This is a genomic window from Saccharopolyspora sp. SCSIO 74807, from assembly GCF_037023755.1.
Taxonomy (GTDB): domain Bacteria; phylum Actinomycetota; class Actinomycetes; order Mycobacteriales; family Pseudonocardiaceae; genus Saccharopolyspora_C; species Saccharopolyspora_C galaxeae.
Genome location: NZ_CP146100.1, coordinates 5444516 through 5461931 on the forward strand (window position 1 = coordinate 5444516; position 17416 = coordinate 5461931).

The following is a 17416-nucleotide window of genomic DNA, read 5'->3' on the forward strand; positions in this document are numbered from 1 at the left end:
CGGCGGGGTCGCCCGGCTGCCCGGGGAACCGGCGAGCGCATGAGCACCGATCGAACATTGGCGCAGCCGCAGACCAGGAGATGGATCTGCGAGCTCTGCGGCTGGGTTTACGACCCCGAAGAAGGCGACCCAGACGGCGGCATCCCGCCCGGGACGCGCTTCGAGGAGATCCCCGACGACTGGATGTGCCCGATCTGCGGGGCGACGAAGTCGGATTTCCGCGAGCTCGAGCCGGGCGAGCAGATCCCGATGTAGTGCGACCCCCGATGCAATGAGGCCCCGATGCATGAGGACGCTGATCAATGATCGCCGGGTACGACCACTTCGTCACCCTCGCCGATTCGCTGCAGTGGGACGAGTTCGCCCTCGACCTCGACGCCGACGTCCAGGCGTGGCCCCGATTGCGGGACGCGGAGCGCACCCAGCTGCTCGGACTGACGGCCGGCTTCTGCATCGGTGAGAACTCGGTCGCGGGCGAGCTCGGTTCGTTCCAGGTCGCCGCGGGCGACGAGTCGATGGCGGCGGCCTTCCGCGCGCAGGAGCGCGACGAGAAGCGGCACGCGCGGTTCTTCGACCGCGTCGCGGCCGAAGTGGCCGCCGTCCCGGGAGCCGACGTCCCGGCCCGGCTCGACGTGCTGCGCGAGCACGTCAGCCCCGAGATCGTGGAGCTGTTCGAGAAGCGGCTGCCCGCCATCGCCAAGCAGCTCGCCGACGACCACTCGGGGCTGGTTCCCGCGGTCGGGCTCTACCACATGATCCTCGAGGGCGTGGTCCTGCTGGCGGCCCAGCACGCCATGCTCGACGCGCTCGAGCACCTGTCGGTGCAGCTGCCGGGGCTGCACAAGGGCATGGAGCTGGTCCTGCGCGACGAGCGCTGGCACATCGGGTTCGGCTCGCGGGTAATCCAGAACGCCGAGATCCTCGACGACGAGATGGAGGAACTGCTGCGGGCGGGCGAGCAGGCGTCCTCCGCGTGGGGAGAGCTGATCTCGCCCGATGCCATCGAGAAGACCGCGCAACTGCACCGGCGCAGGCTCAAAGCCGTCAACATCAAGTTCTGGTGAGCGGGTGCGCCCACGGCGAGCGTGCTCGCGTGCGCCGCACAACAGCTCCGAGCCACGCGGAGCACTCGATTCCCGGTCCGCAGCAGCGCGATCGACACGAGCGCTGCTCATTACAAGCACGGTGCACCTCGGCTATGGTCGATGTGACACACAGCACCTATGGCACAGCGCTGTCGTGCAGCTGAAAGGGGGTGCAGACATGGAGTCGGAAACCCCGCAATGGGAGCCGCCCCGGTTCGAGGAAATCGGTTGCGCGGCCGAGGTGACGATGTACGTCGCCCAGGTCGAAGACTGAAACCGGCGAACGTTCTCGAGGCCACCACGGACATCGGGCCGCCGGTGCCCGCGGTGGCCGCCTCGCCGCCGGAGCCGCGAGAGTCACCGCAACCTCACGATCAACTGTGGACACAAGGAGTCGGCGTGCTGGTGCGAGTGCTGGGTTCGGCGGCGGGAGGCGGTTTCCCGCAGTGGAACTGCGGATGCCCGGGTTGCCGGGCGGTGCGGGACGGTTCCCGGCCGTGCCTGCGACGCACCCAGTCATCGATCGCGATCAGCGCCGACCACGAGCAGTGGTTCCTGGTCAACGCATCGCCGGACGTGCGCGCCCAGCTCGAGGCGTCACCGGCGCTGCTGCCCACCGCGGGCAGGGCGACACCGCTGCAAGGGGTGCTGCTCACCGACGCCGAGCTGGATCACGCGCTGGGCCTGTTGCTGCTGCGCGAAGCCGAATCGCTGGAACTGCACGCCACCGCCGCGGTCCACGAGACGCTGCGCACGGACAACTCCTTGCTGGCCACGTTGCAGGCCTACTGCCCGGTGAAGTGGCGGGAGGTCGTGCCCGGCGAGGACGTGGCGCTCGGCAACGGCCTGAGCTACCGGGCGTTCGACGTCCCCACCACCAAGCGGTCCCGCTTCGGCCCTGATCGCGGCCCCGGCAGAGTCGTGGGCTACCGCTTCACCGACGAACGCTCCGGACGTGCCGCGGTCTGCCTGCCCGGAGTTCAGGAGATCACCGGCCAGGTGCGCGAACAGCTGCGGGACTGCACCGGCCTGTTCATCGACGGGACGTGCTTCAGCGACGACGAAATGCCGCGGCTCGGCCTGGCGAGCAAGACCTCCCGCGAGATGGGGCACCTGCCGATGAGCGGTCCCGGCGGCAGCCTGGAGCAGCTCGCCGAGCTGCCCATCGAGCGCAAGATCTACGTGCACCTGAACAACACCAACCCGGTGCTGCTGGACGACTCGCCCGAACGGCGCGAGGTCGAGCGGCTCGGGTTCGAAATCGCCACCGACGGGACAGAGGTGCAGATCCGACCGTGACGGCACTCGACGAATCGCGGACTACCGCAGGCACCGAGGAATTCGTGGCCGCGCTGCGCGCCCACGCGCAGCGGTACCACCACCAGCACCCCTTCCACGTGCGCATGAACGAGGGCAGGTTGAGCCGCGAGCAGATCCGCGGCTGGGTGGCGAACCGCTACTACTACCAGGAATGCATCCCGATCAAGGACGCGGCGATCCTGTCGAACTGTCCCGATCCGGCGGTGCGGCGCCGCTGGATCCGGCGAATCCTCGATCACGACGGGACCGCGGACGAGCCCGGCGGCATCGAAGCGTGGCTGCGGCTGGCCGAGGCGGTGGGCCTGAGCCGCGAAGAGGTCCGCGACGAGCGCCACGTCGTGCCCGGGGTGCGGTTCGCCGTCGACGCCTACGTGACCTTCGCCCGCACCCGGCCGTGGACCGAGGCGGTCGCTTCCTCGCTGACCGAGCTGTACGCACCGGACCTGATGAGCCGCAGGCTCGCCGCGTTCGAGCAGCACTACACCTGGGTCGACCGCGAGGGCCTGGCCTACTTCCGCAACCGCCTGGAGCAGGCCCCGCGCGACTCCGAGCACGGCCTGCAGGTGACCACCGAGCGGTGCCGCTCGGCCGCGGAGCAAGAACGGGCGCTGGCGGCGCTGTCGTTCAAGTGCGACGTCCTCTGGAGCATGCTCGATGCCATCGACCAAGCCCACCCCGGCTGAGCCCGCCCGGCTGCCGGACTCGGCCCGGCCGCAGCTGACGACCGGGCTGCGATTGACCTTCGACGAGGTCCGCGCGCGGGACGTGCTGCTGGGCCCCGAATCGGTGCTGGTGCTCAACCCGACCGGCGCGGCCATCCTGCGGCTCTGCGACGGGCGGCGGGACATCGGCGAGCTGATCGCCGAACTGCAGGCGCGCTTCGCAGGCGTCGAGCCCGGCGAGGTGCGTGCCTTCCTCGACCAGCTCGCCGCCAAGCGGTGCGTGGAGGCCGCCCATGACCGACATGAAGCCTAGCCCGTTCGGCCTGCTGGCCGAGCTGACCTACGCCTGTCCGCTGCACTGCGCGTACTGCTCGAACCCGCTCAACCTGGCCGACTACCGCGATGAACTGTCCACTGCGGACTGGCAGCGCGTGCTGCGCGAGGCGCGCGATCTCGGCGTGCTGCAGTTGCACCTATCCGGCGGGGAACCGTTGCAGCGCCGCGACATCGTCGAGATCGTGCGCACCGGCAGCGAACTCGGGATGTACACGAACCTGATCACCAGTGCGCTCGGACTGTCCCGCAGGCGCGCCGAAGAGCTGCGCGCGGCCGGTCTCGACCACGTGCAGATCAGCGTGCAGGCCGACGAACCCGCCACCTCCGACCGAATCGCAGGCACCCGCTCCTTCGCCCGCAAAGCCGATGCCGCACGAATGGTCAAGGAATTGGGATGGCCGCTGACGGTGAACGTGGTGCTGCACCGGCAGAACATCGACCGCATCGCCGAAATCCTGCGCCTGGCCGAGGAATTGGGCGCCGACCGGCTGGAACTCGCCAACACCCAGTACTACGGCTGGGCCTGGCGCAACCGGGACGCGCTGCTGCCCGGTCGCGGCCAGATCGAGCGGGCCGAACAGGTGGTGCGATCCGAGCGGGAACGCCTGCCGCACATGGAAATCATCCACGTGCTGCCCGACTACTACAGCCAGTACCCCAAGGCGTGCATGGGCGGATGGGCGCAACGCCAGCTCACCATCGCGCCCAACGGGGACGCCCTGCCCTGCCCGGCAGCGCAATCGTTGCCGCTGCCGCGGGAAAGCGTGCGCGAGCGCCCGTTGGCGCGGATCTGGCAGGAATCACCGCTGTTCGAGGCGTTCCGCGGCACGGACTGGATGCCCGAGCCGTGCCGGAGCTGTTCGCGCCGCGACGTCGACTTCGGCGGCTGCCGCTGCCAAGCGTTCCAACTCACCGGCGACGCCGCGCGCACCGACCCGGTCTGCCACCTCTCGCCGGACCGCGAACTCGTCGATCAGGCGGTACGTGCGGCCAACGCGAGCGAGGAAACCGTCCGCGGCGAGCTCACCCCGCGGCCGCATCCGCGAGACCAGCGTTGACGGGCTAATCGCTGTCCAGGGGAACCTCACCGAAGGCCATCAGGCTGATGACGAAGTAACCGATGTAGAGCGCGAGCAGAACGGCCCCGTGCCAGCGGCGCAACCGCCCGGTCGCCAGGAAGATCGCCGAGAGGACCGTCATCACCAGCAGCACGGGAAGGTGCCAGGACAGCACGTTCGCGTTGACCGTGATGGCCCCGCCCACCAGCAGCACGATGCCGAGCTTGCCGGTCACCGAGAACACGATGCTGCCGATGACGTTGGCGACGCCGATCTCCGGCGCGCCCCTGCGTGCGGGCTCCACGGTGAGGAAGAGGTCCTCGAGGGAGAGCACCAGCGTCGCGATCGTGACGCCGAAGACGGTGCCGTCGATGCCGAACTCGTCGAGGATCCCGTCGGTGCCCTGTCCCGCGATGCTGGCTCCGACGACGAGACCGGCCAACGCCAGCACCGCGAGCGCGAGACCGGCCCACAGGGGCCGTTGACGGGCTTGCACGAAGCCCTGGTCGACGCGCAGGTCGTTCGGGAGGGCGAGTCCGCCGGAACCGGAGGGCCCTGCGTCGTCCGCCGCATCGTCGCTTTCGGCCGCTGCGGCGGTTGGCGTCGCCGCTGCACCGGTGCGGGTGCCGACCTTCTCGACCTGCTCGTAGAGCTCGGCGTTGCGGAACACCGGGCGTCGCGATGTGTATTCGCGATAGCCGATCCAGCACACGAACGCCACGAACAGGACCAGCAGCACGATGCCCGTGACCGATGTCAGCGCCCCGGTCAAGGCCAGGGCCCACAGCACGACCGGCCCTGCCACGAAAAGCGCGAGGTAATCCTTGGGAACGTCGACGCGGCACGGAGCGATCAGCGCTGCCAACGCCAGCACGATCCCCGTCATCGCGATCGTCGTGCCGATCACCGTGCCCAGGGCCACGTGCTCCAGTTCGTCGACGTTGAGCACGATGCCGAATGCCAGATCGTCGAACTCGATCCCGGTGAACACGACCGCGATGAGGAACAGCGAGACCGCCCACCTGCTGGCCACGCCGACCAGGAACCCGATGAGCTTCTCGGCGCTGTAGACCAGCAGTGCGATGCCCAATGCGAACTCGACGACCGGGATCACGGGAAACTCCTCGCCGAGCCGACGTCAGGGAGATCCGATCATGCTGCCCCGCTGCGCGCGGGTTTGCAACACCGTTTCCCCGGCCGGTCGCCGGTGCGCACTCCGGCCGAGCGGCCGAACGACACCCGGTGCGCCTGTGGCGAGATCACCGTCCGGACGGCGTGCGCGTCCGGACCCTCGAGCCCAGCACGACGCTTTACCGCACCAGCCATCTCCCATAACCTGACGATCATGACCGCTTGCAGCTCCCGTCCGGAGCGGCGGTGAGGCCATGAGCGTCGCGAACCTGCACGAACGGACCTTCACGGTCCAACCGCAGGCAGTGGGTGCGCTGCTCGACGCGCTCGCGGCCGAGGGAGATCCCACGTGGCCCGGCGACATCTGGCCCGCCCTGCGCCTGGACCGCCCGCTCGGCATCGGGGCGACGGGAGGACACGGACCGATCCGCTACCACGTGGTGGCCTACGTCCCCGGCCAGCGGGTGCGGTTCCGGTTCGACCGGCCGCACGGGTTCGACGGTTTCCACGAGTTCATCGTGCTGCCCGACCATGACGGCACGGTGCTCCAGCACAAGATCGCCATGCGAGTGCGTGGTCCTGCGCTCTTGACGTGGCCCCTGGTCTTCGGCCCGCTGCACGACGCTCTGCTGGAGGACCTGCTCGATCGTGCGGAGGAACGCCTCACCGACGGCGTCGCTCGACGCGCCCGGTGGAGCTGGTGGGTCCGAGTGCTGCGTCGCCTGTCGATGCCGCGGCGCAAGACCTCCCGGGCGCAGGCGGGCGAGTCCGCCTAGTCGCGCGAGAGTCCTCAGTGGACCAATCGGCGAGCGATTCGGGGGAACCTCGGCCGCGCGGCGCGGCTAGCACTGCTCGTTCAGCCAGGCCGCGGTCGCCTCGGCAGCAGCTGTGCCGGGAAGCAGGGGTATGCCGTGCCCGCAGTCGAGCACGTTCAGGTGCGCGCCAACGTGGTCGGCGAGTTCGCGCAACGCCGACACGGGCACGAGCGGATCCCGCTCCCCCGCGACGATTCGCACCGGGCACCGCAACGGATCGACGTCGACCGGCAGCCGGAACCGGACCGCGTCGAGGACCGCGACCGGGGACTCGCCGACCAGTGTTCGCGCCCACGCCCGCGCGGTGGTCCGGCCCGCGTCGTCGTCGAGATCCAGGTGGTCGAAGAACATGCTGGTGGCGGTGCTGACGTCCGGCGGCCGCCACAGGCGGTCCGGACGCGGCCGCACCGGGATCGGTTCGGCACCGAAGCCCCGCGGCACGACGGGAGCCACCAACACGAGCGCGGCCACGTTGCCGTGCCGGCACGCCCAGTCGAGGCAGGCGAATCCGCCCATGCTGTGTCCAATGAGGACCGCCGGGCGCCGCAACCGATCGAGCACCCTGGACAGTTCGCCGCCGGCGTCGGCAACACTGCGCAAGGAACGCCCGAGCGCATCGGCCACCGGCGCCGAACCGAACCGGCCGAACCAGTTCGGCGCGTACGTGCGCCATCCCGCCGCTGCCAGCACCGAGCTCCATTGCCGCCAGCACCAGGCGCCGTGGCATCCGCCGTGCAGCAGCACGACGGGCGGCCGATCATCCGCCGGCTCGGGGTCCGGGCCTGCGACCTCGACAACGACACCGTTCCACCGCACGCGCTCGGCGAACACGACACCACCCTCCGTTCCTCCGCCCCAGCCGGCGAGATCGAGCACGGCGGTCCGACGTTAGCGGGCGAGGAAGGGAAGTTGCGGTGATCGCGCGCATTCCACTCCGATGATGTAGCGATGGAAGAGCTGCTTCCGCTCCGCGCCCGTCCGACTGCCGAGCTCCACGGGCAAGATTTCCCAAGAACCCGAGCGCTTTGACCAGTATTCGTCCACATTGGACATCTTGCTTCCTGCCGCCGGAAGCGACGCCTTGGTCCGTCCGGACCACCACCCCCGCTGCAATTCGGCGAAGACCGCCCGAGCCATTCATTTCCGCCTCAATTGACCGATCAAATCGAATATTGACCGGCATTTCCAGCCGGGCTACGTTCAGCTCGTGGCGATCCCGGCGTACTTGCGCATCCGCACCGAACTGGAGCAGCAGATCCAGTCCGGTGCGCTGGCGCCGGGTACGCGGCTGCCCACGGAGGCCGAACTCCAGCAGCGGTACTCGGTCGGCCGCGCCACCGCGCAGCGGGTGCTGACCGAGCTGTCCCGGGCCGGACTGGTGGAACGCCACCGGCGGCGCGGCACTTTCGTCGCCGACGGTGCACGGCAGGAGAACCTGCTGCGCATGGTGCATCCGGCGCTGCACGGCCCGGAGATTCCGGGACCGCACGCGGTGGATTCGGCCATGGTGATCCCCGCCGAGGACGCCGACGTCGCCCTTCCCGGCATCACCGGGGACGCGCCGGTGAACCAATTGCGGCGGCTGAAGTTCGACGTCGAGCACAACCCGATCGCAGTCGAGCTCGCCGCCGTCCCGTTCTCGCTGGCACCACGCCTGTTCGACGAGAACCTGGAACACCTCACGGTGCACGACTACTTCGCCCGCAACCGGATTCCGGTGGCGAAGTCGCGCGTGTACGTCGACCCGATCCCGCTCGATGCGGCGACCGCGGCCCGCTTCGGCACCGAGCCGGGCCGGGCCGTGATCCGGTTGCGCCGGTTGACCTGGCTGACCGGCGGTGGGCTGGCCGAGGCCATGTGGCACATCATCCGGCCCGACCTGGTCGAGTTCTTCGTCGAGCAATCCGTGCTGGCCACCTGATACGACTTCGCGTCCGCCCGGGGATCTGCGCTTCCCGGCCGATTCCTGCTGCCGTTGCTCCCGCAGCACGGCTTTTCCGCTCGCACTCGAAGAATGGGAGCCACCAATGACCCCACAACGCGTCGCGGTGGTCGGCACCGGCGTCATCGGCGCCATGACGGCATGGCGCCTGGCCGGGCGCGGAGCCGACGTGATCGCCCTGGACGCCCTTTCCCCGGGGCACGACCGCGGAGCCTCGGCCGGCGAGTCCCGCATCTTCCGCACCCTCTACAAAGAGGGATCCGGTTACGTGCCGCTGCTGCAGCGATCCGGCGCGCTGTGGCGCGAGCTGGAACTGAGCACCGGCACCCGGCTGCTGACGATGTGCGGAGGCCTCACCATCGGTCCGCGCGAGCACGCCGATGTCCGCGCCGTGCGCCGCTGCGCCGAGGAGCACGACCTCGACCACGAGGTCCTGGACACCGCGGCGGCTCGGCAGCGCTTCGCGCAGCACCGGATCGACGACGACGAGATCATGGTGTTCGATCCGGCGGCGGGCGTGCTGCGGCCCGAACCCGCGGTGCAAGCAGCGCTGCACGCGGCCGGGCTCGCGGGCGCGTCGATCCTGCCCTACCACCGGGTCGACGAGGTCGCCGAAACCGCGCGGGGATGGCGAATCACCAGCGGTGCCACGCACTTCGACGTAGACCACGTCGTGTTCGCCCCGGGCCCGTGGGCGCGGCAGCTGGACCCGCTGAGCACGCTTCCCATCGAGATCCGGTTGATCACCGCGTACTGGTTCGCGACCCGCGACACCGCCGCGCACCGGCCGGACCGGTTGCCGATCGCGATCCGCCGCCACCGGGAAGCCGGGTTCTCCTGCTTCCCGGTGCTGGACGGGGTCGGCATCAAGATCATCCCGCATCACCTCGGATGGCCGATCCTGCACGACCCGGCCGCGCTGCCCCGTTCGGCCGAGCCGGAGTACGCCCGCGCGGCTTCGGAAGCCGCCCGGCGGCTGCTGCCCGGGGTCGTGCCGCACCCGGTGCGGATCGGCACCTACGCCGAGGGCTTCACGCCGGACGAGCACGCCCTGCTGGGCCCGCTACCCGGGCACCGCAACGCCACCGTCATGACCGGCTTCTCCGGGCACGGCTTCAAGCTCGCCCCGGTCTTCGGCGAGCTCGGCGCCGAGCTGGCGCTCGGGGAACCCGCCAGCCACGACATCACCGCGCTGGACCCCGGCCGCCGCGCGGACTGAGAACCGTCCACACAGGACCCCTGGAGGCAACCGTGCCCACCGGTTCCACCGCCCAAATCGCCGGAGTCGTCCTCGCCAGCCTGCTGGTGATCGGTTTCGGAGTGGCCATGTCGGTCCACTTCGGACGCAAGGCGAAGACCGCGCAGGACTGGCTGTCGGCCGGCGAGTCGCTGCCGCTGGTCGTAGTGATCATCACGCAGTTCGCGACCGCGACCGGCGGCGGGGTGCTCATCGCGCACGTCGGCATCGGCTACCGCTCAGGCTGGTCGGTCTTCGCCTACGAGGGCTGCGTGCTGGTCGGCTTCCTCGGGTTGATGCTGATCGCCAAATGGCTGCGGCAGCAGCGGTTCACCACCGTTCCGGACGTCGTGACCCGGCTGTTCGGCAGGCATCGGATGGTCACCGCCATCGCCGCGCTGGCCGCCCTGGTGGTGCCGTTCGGCTGGCTGGCGACCCAGTTCGTGGCCTTCGCCCAGCTTTTCGGCCGGCTGACCGGGATGCCGGACGCCGCGCTGATCGTCGTGATCATGCTGGCATCGCTGCTGTTCGTGCTGCCGGGCGGAATGACGTCGGTGGCCTGGACGGACTTCGTGTTCGGCATCTTGATGATCGTTCTGTCGCTCGGCGTCGCGGCCTACGCGGTCGACCTGGCAGGCGGCTGGCGGCAGATCACCGAGACCGTGCCGCGGCAGCTGTGGGGCTGGGGCGGGTTCACCGCGGCCGGCGGGGAGCAGCTCTGGCTCTGGATCGCCGCGATCGTGCCGGGCACGCTGACCAACCAGCTCTACTACCAGCGCGTGTTCGCCACCAAGAAGGTCTCCGACGCCCGGCGCGGGCTCGCGCTGTCCGGGCTGACGATGCTCATCGGCGGCGTCTACGCCGGATGCATCGGGCTCGCGGTGCACTCGCTGAACCCGGGTCTGACCAACGAGGAGGACGCGGCCGGATGGCTGCTGACCCGGCTGCCGAGCTGGCTGGTGGTGGTCTTCGGCGCGTTCCTGGTCTCGACGATCGTCTCGACCACGGGCGCCGCCCTGCAATCCGTGGTCGCCAACCTGACCAGGGACGTCTACCACAACATCGTGGGCGGCGAGCACGACGAACGCCGGACCGTGCGGCTGTCGCGGACGATCACGGTCGCGGTATCCCTGTTGGCCGCGGTGCTGGCGATCGTGTTCCCCAAGGCGCTGACCTGGCTGGTGGCCACCTACGCCTACTCGGCCGCGGCGCTGGCCGCGCCCATCTTCCTCGGCTACCTGCTGCACCGGCGACGCCGGCTGACACCGGCGACCGCGATCGCCAGCATGATCGCCGGGGTCGCGGGCTGCGCGGCCGCCCAGCTGGCGGACACGACCGTTCCGTACGCGGTGTACGGGATCGCCGCCTCGGCCGCGGTGCTGCTGGTATTGGCGATGCTCGCACCCGCCGACCGCGACCAGACCCCGCACGCGGGAGTGAGGAGCTGAGCATGCGGATCGCCGTCATCGGACTCGGAGTGCTGGGCGCCAGTGCCGCCCGTTCGCTGAGCCTCGCCGGCGCCGAGGTGACCGTGTTCGAACGGTCCGGCGCCCTCGCCGGAACCTCCGGAACCTCGTTCGCCTGGACCAACTCGCACAACAAGAACCCGCGCGCTTACCACGATCTCAACGTCGCCGGGATGGCCGAGCACGAGGCGCTCGCGGCGGATCCGGGACCGCACCGGCGCTGGTTCGCGCGGACCGGCAACCTGGAGTGGGCCGCCGACGAGGCCGGAACCGAGCGGCTCGCCGCTTCGGTCGCCGAGCTCGCGGCCCGCGACTACCCGGTCGGCTGGATCACTCCCGGACGCGCCCGCGAACTGGTCCCGGACCTGCGGGTTCCCGCCGGGATCGAGGACATCGCCTACTACCCGACCGAAGGTCACGTCGTACCGGCACTCCTGCTGGCGCGGTTGTGGGGCCAGGCAAGGGATCTCGGGGCGCGGTTGCGCTGTCCTGCCGAGGTCCTCGGTCTGTCCGAAGTGGAGCGAGGAGTGCGGATCGAGCTGGCCGACGGCACCGCCGAAGCCGACGCGGTGGTGCTCGCGGCGGGGCGGTGGACCGAGGAGCTGAGCGCCGCAGCGGGCTGCCGGATACCGATGGCCGCACCGGACGCCGCGGGCTCGGCGACCGTCGGTCTGCTCGGCTACACCAGCCCCCTGCCGGTGCGGATGGACCGGGTGCTCACCACGCCGAAGCTCAACGTCCGCCCGGACGGCGGCGGCCGGCTGGTCGTCCAAGGCCTGGATCTCGACGCCGACGCGGATCCGGCCGCGCCCCCGGCGGTGAACGGCCGACACGCGCAGGAGCTGCGCGGCAGGCTCACCGAACTGCTGGGGCAAGCCGCCGGGTTGGAATCCTTGCGGGTGGGCCAGCGAGCCATGCCCGCCGACGGGCTCACCGTCGCCGGATTCCTCGGCGGCAGCGGACGGATCTACGCGATGGCCACCCACAGCGGCATCACGCTCGGGCCACTGCTCGGCAAGCTCGCGGCACAAGAGATCACCACCGGCGACCCCGCGGAGGCGCTGGCGCCGTTCCGGCCGGACCGCCTGATCGGCAGGTCCGGCCTACCGCCGCTGACACCGGCCCGCTTCGCCGGACAGCAGTGAGCCCCGGTGAAACGTTCGGCGGTGAAGGCGAGCAGGGCGGTCACGCGGTCCGCTCCGGGTGCGGAACGCCTCGGAACCGCACCGCGCGGCCGACCTGCTCATGTCTTCGCGGAGGCTCCGAGGCGTTCTCCCAGCGCTAGCGCGCGGCGTCGTACTCCTCGTCGGTGACGTGCCTGCCCCAGGTGACGGGATTGCCGGACTCGTCGTTCTGCTGCATGGCGACGTGCACCATGAACCGGTTCGGGGCAGCGCCGTGCCAGTGGTTCTCCCCCGGCTCGAAGAACACGCGGTCGCCGGGATGCACCGTCTCGACCGGGCCGCCTTCGCGCTGGCACAGTCCCACGCCCTCGGTGACGAAGATCGTCTGGCCGTGCGGGTGGGTATGCCACGCGGTGCGCGCTCCCGGGGTGAAATGCACGTTGGCGGCGCCGAACGCGGAGCCGGCGGCCGGTGCGGCGACGGCGTCGATGTAGACATCGCCGGTGAACCAGTCCGCGGGCCCCTGCTGGGTGTCCATGCTGCTGCTTCGGGTGATCTGCACGAGGTGCTCGCTTTCGTTGTCTGCTGGTGCTCGCAGGGCATACCGGTTCCGGCCGGACGGGCTACGTGCTCTGGGCGCCGTCGACGACCAGTGCGTGACCCGAGCGGCCGCCGACCCGGGAACCGCTCGTACCGAGCCACGCCCGTCCGCCGGTTCCACGATGTCCGCTTTCCACCCAACCCCGCACGAGGCGAGCGTGGGAGGAACCGTTCAACGGGGTACTGCCAGCACCCCGCTGACCAGAACCTGACCGCGCCGACCCGCCAGGTTCCTTCGCCGCCGACCGTGCGCGCGCACGTCCTAGTCCGCGCGGGTTCCTGCGGAGTCGGGTCTCGCGATCAAGGTTTCGATCATGTGCGTGCGGGCCTTCTCGATTCCCGCGAGAACGACCGCGCGGATCTCGTCGGCGGAGTCGGTGCGGATGATGTCCACGAGCCGCTGGTGGTTGGTGGCGGTGTACGGGTGGCCGAGCGCGCCCTGCAGGTTCAGGAAGCGCTCGATCTCTTCGTGCAGCGCGTTGATGGTCTGCGTCATCAGGGGAATGCGCCCCAGTTCCGCGATGCGCACGTGGAACAGCCGGTTCGCTTCGTGCCGCGCGGCCGGTTCGTCCGCTGCGCGGACGGTCGAGTCGCTGAGCTCTTCGAGCGCGTCCAGCTCGGCTGCGGTCGATCGCTGGGACGCGAGCACGGCCGCCTCGGGCTCCAGGAGCGTGCGCATGTGGTAGGTGTCCTGCAGCTCGCCGATGTCGACGGACTTCACGAAGGTGCCGCGCCGGGGCACCACGACCACGAGCCCTTCGCGGCGCAGTGCGTTCATCGCCTCGCGGATCGGGGTGCGGCTCATCCCGTACTGCTCGGCGAGCGGGCCGTCCATGATGACCTCGCCGGGCCGGAGCCTGCACCGCAGGATGTCCCGTTTCAGCGACGCGTACGCGCGTTCGGACATCGAGGCTTGCCGACTCACACCTACCGCTCCTACTGACTCCCCGCCCGATCAAGTCGGGTTGACGCACCTCGCGAGCCGACTCTAGCATCCGCCGTGAAATATCACGGTGTACATCACAGGGATCCACAACGCGGTGGTGCTCCCCCGGCCGGCGCTGTGGCGGTGGTTGCCCTGGCCGATCAGGGCTTGGAGAGATGATGCGAGTACCCGGCGATGTGCGATCCGGCGTCTGCACCAACCGCCTGTTCCGGGCGCTGAGCGCGCTCGAACGCGCGGGCAACAAGCTCCCGCACCCGTTCTGGCTGTTCGTCATCCTGTCCCTGGTGCTGGGTGCGGCGAGCGCAGCACTGTCCATGATGGACGTTCGGGTCACGCTGCCGTCGACCGGCGAGACCGCCGCGGTGCGCAACCTCTTCTCCGTGCACGGCGCGAAATTCGCCATCGAGTCGGCGTTGACCAACTACGCGGAGTTCCCGCCGCTGGCGACCATCGTCGTGGTGCTGCTCGGGGTGAGCGTCGCCGAACGCAGCGGGCTGCTCACCGCGCTGCTGCAAGGCACCGTGCGCCGATTACCGGTGGGATGGCTGACCTTCGCGATCGCGCTGTGCTCGATGATCGCCCACGTGATGAGCGACTCGGCCTACCTGATCATGATCCCGCTGGGTGCGCTCGCCTTCCGGACCGCCGGACGCAGCCCGGTGCTCGGGCTGATGGTCGCGTACGCCGCTACCGCGGTCGGCTTCAACTCCAGCCCGCTGGTCACCCCGCAGGACGCGATCCGATCCACGTTGTCGATGGCGGCGGCGCGGATCGTCGACCCGGGCTACACGATCACCCCGCTGGCGACCTACTACTTCACCGCGGTGTCCTCGATCGTGCTCTCGGCCGCGATCGCGCTGCTCGTCGACCGGGTGCTCGCGCATCGGCCCGAGTTCGGCGCCGACACCCTTGAGCAGGATTTCCGCACCGCGGAGGGCTTGTTCAACAAGTCCACCGGCGCCGCACCCGAAGGCGAGACGGCGGCGACGCAGCTGCGCGCGCTGCGCACGACCGGTGCCGTGTTCCTGGTCTGCGCCGCGGGCATCGCCGCGATGCTGCTTCCCGGTTCCCCGTTCCGCGGCGAGGGCGGAAGCATCGTCGAATCGCCGGTCGTCGAGAACGTCGCGGTGTTCATCTCGGTGGTCTTCGGCCTGCTGGGGATCGTCTACGGCCGCATCACCCGCACCATCCCGTCCTTGGGCGAGGTTCCGGCCGCGATGGCCGAGGGCGTGCGGTCCCTGGTGCCGGTGCTCGTGCTCTTCTTCGCCGTCGCGCAGTTCCTCGCGTATTTCGAATGGACCAACATCGGGTCGGTGATCAGCGTCAACGGCGCCGAGTTGCTGCGGTCGCTGCAGGTCCCGCACCTCGCGCTGCTGCTGATCATCGTGCTGAGCATCAGCTGCCTGAACATCTTGATCACCAGCGGCTCGGCGATGTGGTCGATCCTGGCGCCGGTCGTGATCCCGATGACGATGTACCTGGGCATGCGGCCGGAGGCCGCCATGGCCGCCTTCATGATCGGCGACTCGGTGACGAACTGCGTCACGCCGCTCAACGGCTACTTCGTGCTCGCGCTCGGATTCGTCCAGCAATTCCGCAAAGGCGCGGGTGTCGGCACCCTGCTGTCGTTCACGACACCCATCGCCGTCGTCGTGCTCGTGGTGTGGGGCGGGTTCTTCGCGCTCTGGTACGGAGCGGGAATTCCGCTCGGTCCCGGAGTCGGCATCCGCTAGCTCGTCCGCAGGTGCACGGACCCGGGCGGGACGCGCTCGGGAAGCTCTCTCGAAAGGAACCAGTGTTGGGAACGATCGCAATCGTCGGGGCGGGCAACGTCGGCCAGGCGATCGCCGGGCACATGGCGGTGCTGGAGCACGACGTCCGGCTGTTCTCGCCGTGGGAGGCGGATTTCGACGCCGTCCGCGCCGCCGGCGGGATCGAGCTGACCGGCGAGCTCACCGGGCACGGGCTGCCCGGTCTGCTGACCACGAACCTCGCAGCAGCCGTGCGCGGCGCGGACGTCGTGGTGGTGGCGGTACCCGCCTTCGCGCAGGCGAGCCTCTCGGAACAGCTCGCCGAGCTGCTGGAGCCCGGCCAGGTCGTCCTGTTCCAGCCCAGCACCCTCGGCAGCAGCCTCGAGCTGACCCGGCACTTCGCCCGCAGCGAGCGGAAACCGTGCCTGATCGCCGAGACCGCGACCAGCCTCTACACGTGCCGGCTGCGCGGTCCGGCGCAGGTGTACGTCGGCGCCATCAAGCAGTCGGTGCACCTCGCGAGCATCCCCGGCGGATCGGTCGACGCGGCACGCGAGCGTCTCCGGCCCTACTTCGGTGACCGGTACGTCGGGGACGGCGACACGTTGTCGGTGGGACTGGCCAACTGCAACGCGATCTACCACGTCCCGCCGGCGGTGCTGAACATCAAGACGGTGGAGGACGCCGCGGGACTCGCCCAGCACACCCTCGTCACTCCGCGGGTCGCCGAGGTCATCCACGAGCTGGACCTGGAACGGCTCGCGCTGGCGCGAGAGCTCGGCGTGACCGCGGGCAGCTTCTGGGACTTCCTCGAGACTTCCTACGGGGTGACCGAGGGCAGCTACGTGGAGCGCATCGAGCAGGGCTACGGACGGCAGGCCTTCCCCGAGCCGGACTCCCTCACGCACCGGTACTTCACCGAGGACATCCCGTTCGGACTGGTCATCTGGAATTCGCTGGCGCAGCAGATCGGCTTGTCGCTGCCGCTGACCGACTCGTTCGTCCGGCTCGGCAGCGTGCTGTGCGGTCGCGACTGGGTGGCCGAGGGGCGGACCGCGGATCTGCTGGGACTGCAAGGTGCCGATGTCGAGCGGATCAGGGCCGCGTTCCGCAACGGCGACCAGCAGGCCCTCAGACGGTCAAGTTCGGCAGGTGCGGAGTGATCTCGTCGGCCGGAACCTCTTCGTAGCCGTCTGCGGTGATCAGCGCGAGGGTGGGGTAGATGGCTCGGACGGAGTCCGGGCCTCCGGTTGCGCTGTCGTCGTCGGCCGCGTCGAACAAGGCTTGCAGCGCCACCCGGACGACGCTCGCCCGGTCCATCTCCGGATCGTGCAGCTTCTTCAGCGCTCCCCTGGCGAAGAACCAGCCCGAACCGGCGCCGCCGTAGTACTTCTCCTCCGCCGGTGCGCCGGTGATGTCGAAGGTGTAGATCCGGGCCTGCTGCCGTATCCGGTCCCAGCCGGCGAACAACGGGGTGGCCACCAGGTTCAGCTCGAGCTGCGGCAGGTTCGCGCGGACCATGGCCGATACCCGGTTGACCTTGGCCGGGAAGCTGAGTTCGGCGTGTTCGATCTTCTCGAAGTGCTCCAGCTCCACCTGGAACAGCTGCACCATCTCCTTGCCCACTCCGACGGTGCCCGCGAAGGCGAGGCAGGACGCGTGATCGGCGGGTTCGAGCTTGCGGAGATCGCGCTGCGCGATGAGGTTGCCCATGGTGGCCCGGCGGTCACCGGCGACCAGCACACCGTCCCGGTAGCGCACCGCGAAGATGGTCGTGCCGTGCACCTGCTCGGCGCCGGGGGCCGCTTGCGGCAGCGCGTACGGCGCGCAGCCGCGCAGCAGTTCGGCGAACGAGGAGCTGCGATGTCCCCACACGGCTTCCACCGATCCCGGCACGGGCGACTGGGACGTCAAGTCATCGCTCCTTCCCATCGAACACGGCA

19 protein-coding genes are annotated in these 17416 nt (G+C 69.8%); 14 read left to right on the plus strand and 5 right to left on the minus strand.

The features are described from left to right. Positions 1–39: 39 nt before the first annotated feature. The 7 genes from rd to pqqE all read left to right on the plus strand — a co-directional run bounded on the left by rd (position 40) and on the right by pqqE (position 4461). On the plus strand, positions 40–255 hold the full coding sequence (rd, locus tag V1457_RS24985; RefSeq protein WP_200072854.1) for a rubredoxin: 216 nt from the start codon (positions 40–42) through the stop codon (positions 253–255). A 47-nt stretch (positions 256–302) separates the two neighbouring features. Continuing rightward, on the plus strand, positions 303–1064 hold the full coding sequence (locus V1457_RS24990; protein ID WP_200072855.1) for a ribonucleotide-diphosphate reductase subunit beta: 762 nt from the start codon (positions 303–305) through the stop codon (positions 1062–1064). Positions 1065–1263: 199 nt separating this feature from the next. After that, entirely contained in the window at positions 1264–1359 is a 96-nt protein-coding gene (pqqA, locus tag V1457_RS24995) for a pyrroloquinoline quinone precursor peptide PqqA (RefSeq protein ID WP_200072856.1), read from the plus strand. A gap of 125 nt (positions 1360–1484) precedes the next feature. Beyond that, positions 1485–2384 carry a pyrroloquinoline quinone biosynthesis protein PqqB gene (gene pqqB / locus V1457_RS25000; protein WP_338597257.1) on the plus strand — a complete coding sequence of 300 codons (900 nt, stop codon included), beginning with the start codon at positions 1485–1487 and terminating at the stop codon, positions 2382–2384. Further along, positions 2381–3088 carry a pyrroloquinoline-quinone synthase PqqC gene (gene pqqC / locus V1457_RS25005; RefSeq protein ID WP_338597258.1) on the plus strand — a complete coding sequence of 236 codons (708 nt, stop codon included), beginning with the start codon at positions 2381–2383 and terminating at the stop codon, positions 3086–3088. The genes pqqB and pqqC overlap by 4 nt, the downstream gene beginning before the upstream one ends. Next, the gene (gene pqqD / locus V1457_RS25010; protein ID WP_295147460.1) at positions 3060–3380 is read left to right on the plus strand and encodes a pyrroloquinoline quinone biosynthesis peptide chaperone PqqD; all 321 of its coding nucleotides are present in this window, start codon (positions 3060–3062) and stop codon (positions 3378–3380) included. The genes pqqC and pqqD overlap by 29 nt, the downstream gene beginning before the upstream one ends. Beyond that, entirely contained in the window at positions 3370–4461 is a 1092-nt protein-coding gene (gene pqqE, locus V1457_RS25015) for a pyrroloquinoline quinone biosynthesis protein PqqE (protein WP_407074797.1), read from the plus strand. The genes pqqD and pqqE overlap by 11 nt, the downstream gene beginning before the upstream one ends. Before the next feature lie 4 nt (positions 4462–4465). On the opposite strand, the gene V1457_RS25020 is transcribed toward pqqE, so the two are convergent. After that, complete coding sequence (locus V1457_RS25020; protein ID WP_200072860.1) at positions 4466–5575, minus strand: sodium:calcium antiporter; 1110 nt, start codon at positions 5573–5575, stop codon at positions 4466–4468. A 271-nt stretch (positions 5576–5846) separates the two neighbouring features. Between V1457_RS25020 and V1457_RS25025 the strand changes: the two genes are divergently transcribed. Beyond that, positions 5847–6368, plus strand: a complete 522-nt coding sequence (locus V1457_RS25025) for an SRPBCC family protein (protein ID WP_338597262.1) — start codon at positions 5847–5849, stop codon at positions 6366–6368. A gap of 66 nt (positions 6369–6434) precedes the next feature. Here the strand turns inward: V1457_RS25025 and V1457_RS25030 are convergent, their stop codons facing one another. Beyond that, a complete protein-coding gene (locus V1457_RS25030) occupies positions 6435–7283 on the minus strand; it encodes an alpha/beta fold hydrolase (RefSeq protein ID WP_338597263.1) in 849 nt (282 codons plus the stop codon). Positions 7284–7614: 331 nt separating this feature from the next. Here V1457_RS25030 and V1457_RS25035 point away from each other — a divergent pair, with 331 nt between their 5' ends. From V1457_RS25035 to V1457_RS25050, 4 genes are all read left to right on the plus strand, one after another. After that, a complete protein-coding gene (locus V1457_RS25035; protein WP_200072863.1) occupies positions 7615–8328 on the plus strand; it encodes a GntR family transcriptional regulator in 714 nt (237 codons plus the stop codon). Between the two features lie 106 nt (positions 8329–8434). Beyond that, positions 8435–9568: an N-methyl-L-tryptophan oxidase gene (gene solA, locus V1457_RS25040; protein WP_338597265.1), complete on the plus strand. Its 1134-nt coding sequence runs from the start codon at positions 8435–8437 to the stop codon at positions 9566–9568. 32 nt (positions 9569–9600) lie between these two features. Next, positions 9601–11034 carry a sodium:solute symporter family protein gene (locus V1457_RS25045; RefSeq protein WP_338597266.1) on the plus strand — a complete coding sequence of 478 codons (1434 nt, stop codon included), beginning with the start codon at positions 9601–9603 and terminating at the stop codon, positions 11032–11034. Between the two features lie 2 nt (positions 11035–11036). Continuing rightward, complete coding sequence (locus tag V1457_RS25050) at positions 11037–12197, plus strand: FAD-binding oxidoreductase (protein ID WP_200072866.1); 1161 nt, start codon at positions 11037–11039, stop codon at positions 12195–12197. A 136-nt stretch (positions 12198–12333) separates the two neighbouring features. Here the strand turns inward: V1457_RS25050 and V1457_RS25055 are convergent, their stop codons facing one another. Both V1457_RS25055 and V1457_RS25060 read right to left on the minus strand, forming a co-directional pair. Beyond that, positions 12334–12738, minus strand: a complete 405-nt coding sequence (locus tag V1457_RS25055) for a cupin domain-containing protein (protein WP_200072867.1) — start codon at positions 12736–12738, stop codon at positions 12334–12336. A gap of 300 nt (positions 12739–13038) precedes the next feature. Further along, on the minus strand, positions 13039–13701 hold the full coding sequence (locus V1457_RS25060) for a GntR family transcriptional regulator (protein WP_200072868.1): 663 nt from the start codon (positions 13699–13701) through the stop codon (positions 13039–13041). Between the two features lie 179 nt (positions 13702–13880). Here V1457_RS25060 and V1457_RS25065 point away from each other — a divergent pair, with 179 nt between their 5' ends. After that, a complete protein-coding gene (locus V1457_RS25065) occupies positions 13881–15455 on the plus strand; it encodes an AbgT family transporter (RefSeq protein WP_338597269.1) in 1575 nt (524 codons plus the stop codon). Positions 15456–15520: 65 nt separating this feature from the next. After that, positions 15521–16636, plus strand: coding sequence for an NAD/NADP octopine/nopaline dehydrogenase family protein (locus tag V1457_RS25070; RefSeq protein WP_338597270.1), 1116 nt, complete (start codon positions 15521–15523; stop codon positions 16634–16636). Here V1457_RS25070 and prcB read toward each other — a convergent pair. Further along, positions 16605–17387 (minus strand): proteasome subunit beta, encoded by a 783-nt coding sequence (gene prcB, locus V1457_RS25075; protein WP_338597272.1) that lies wholly within the window; start codon positions 17385–17387, stop codon positions 16605–16607. The two genes, V1457_RS25070 and prcB, sit on opposite strands and share 32 nt — an antisense overlap. Positions 17388–17416: the final 29 nt, after the last annotated feature.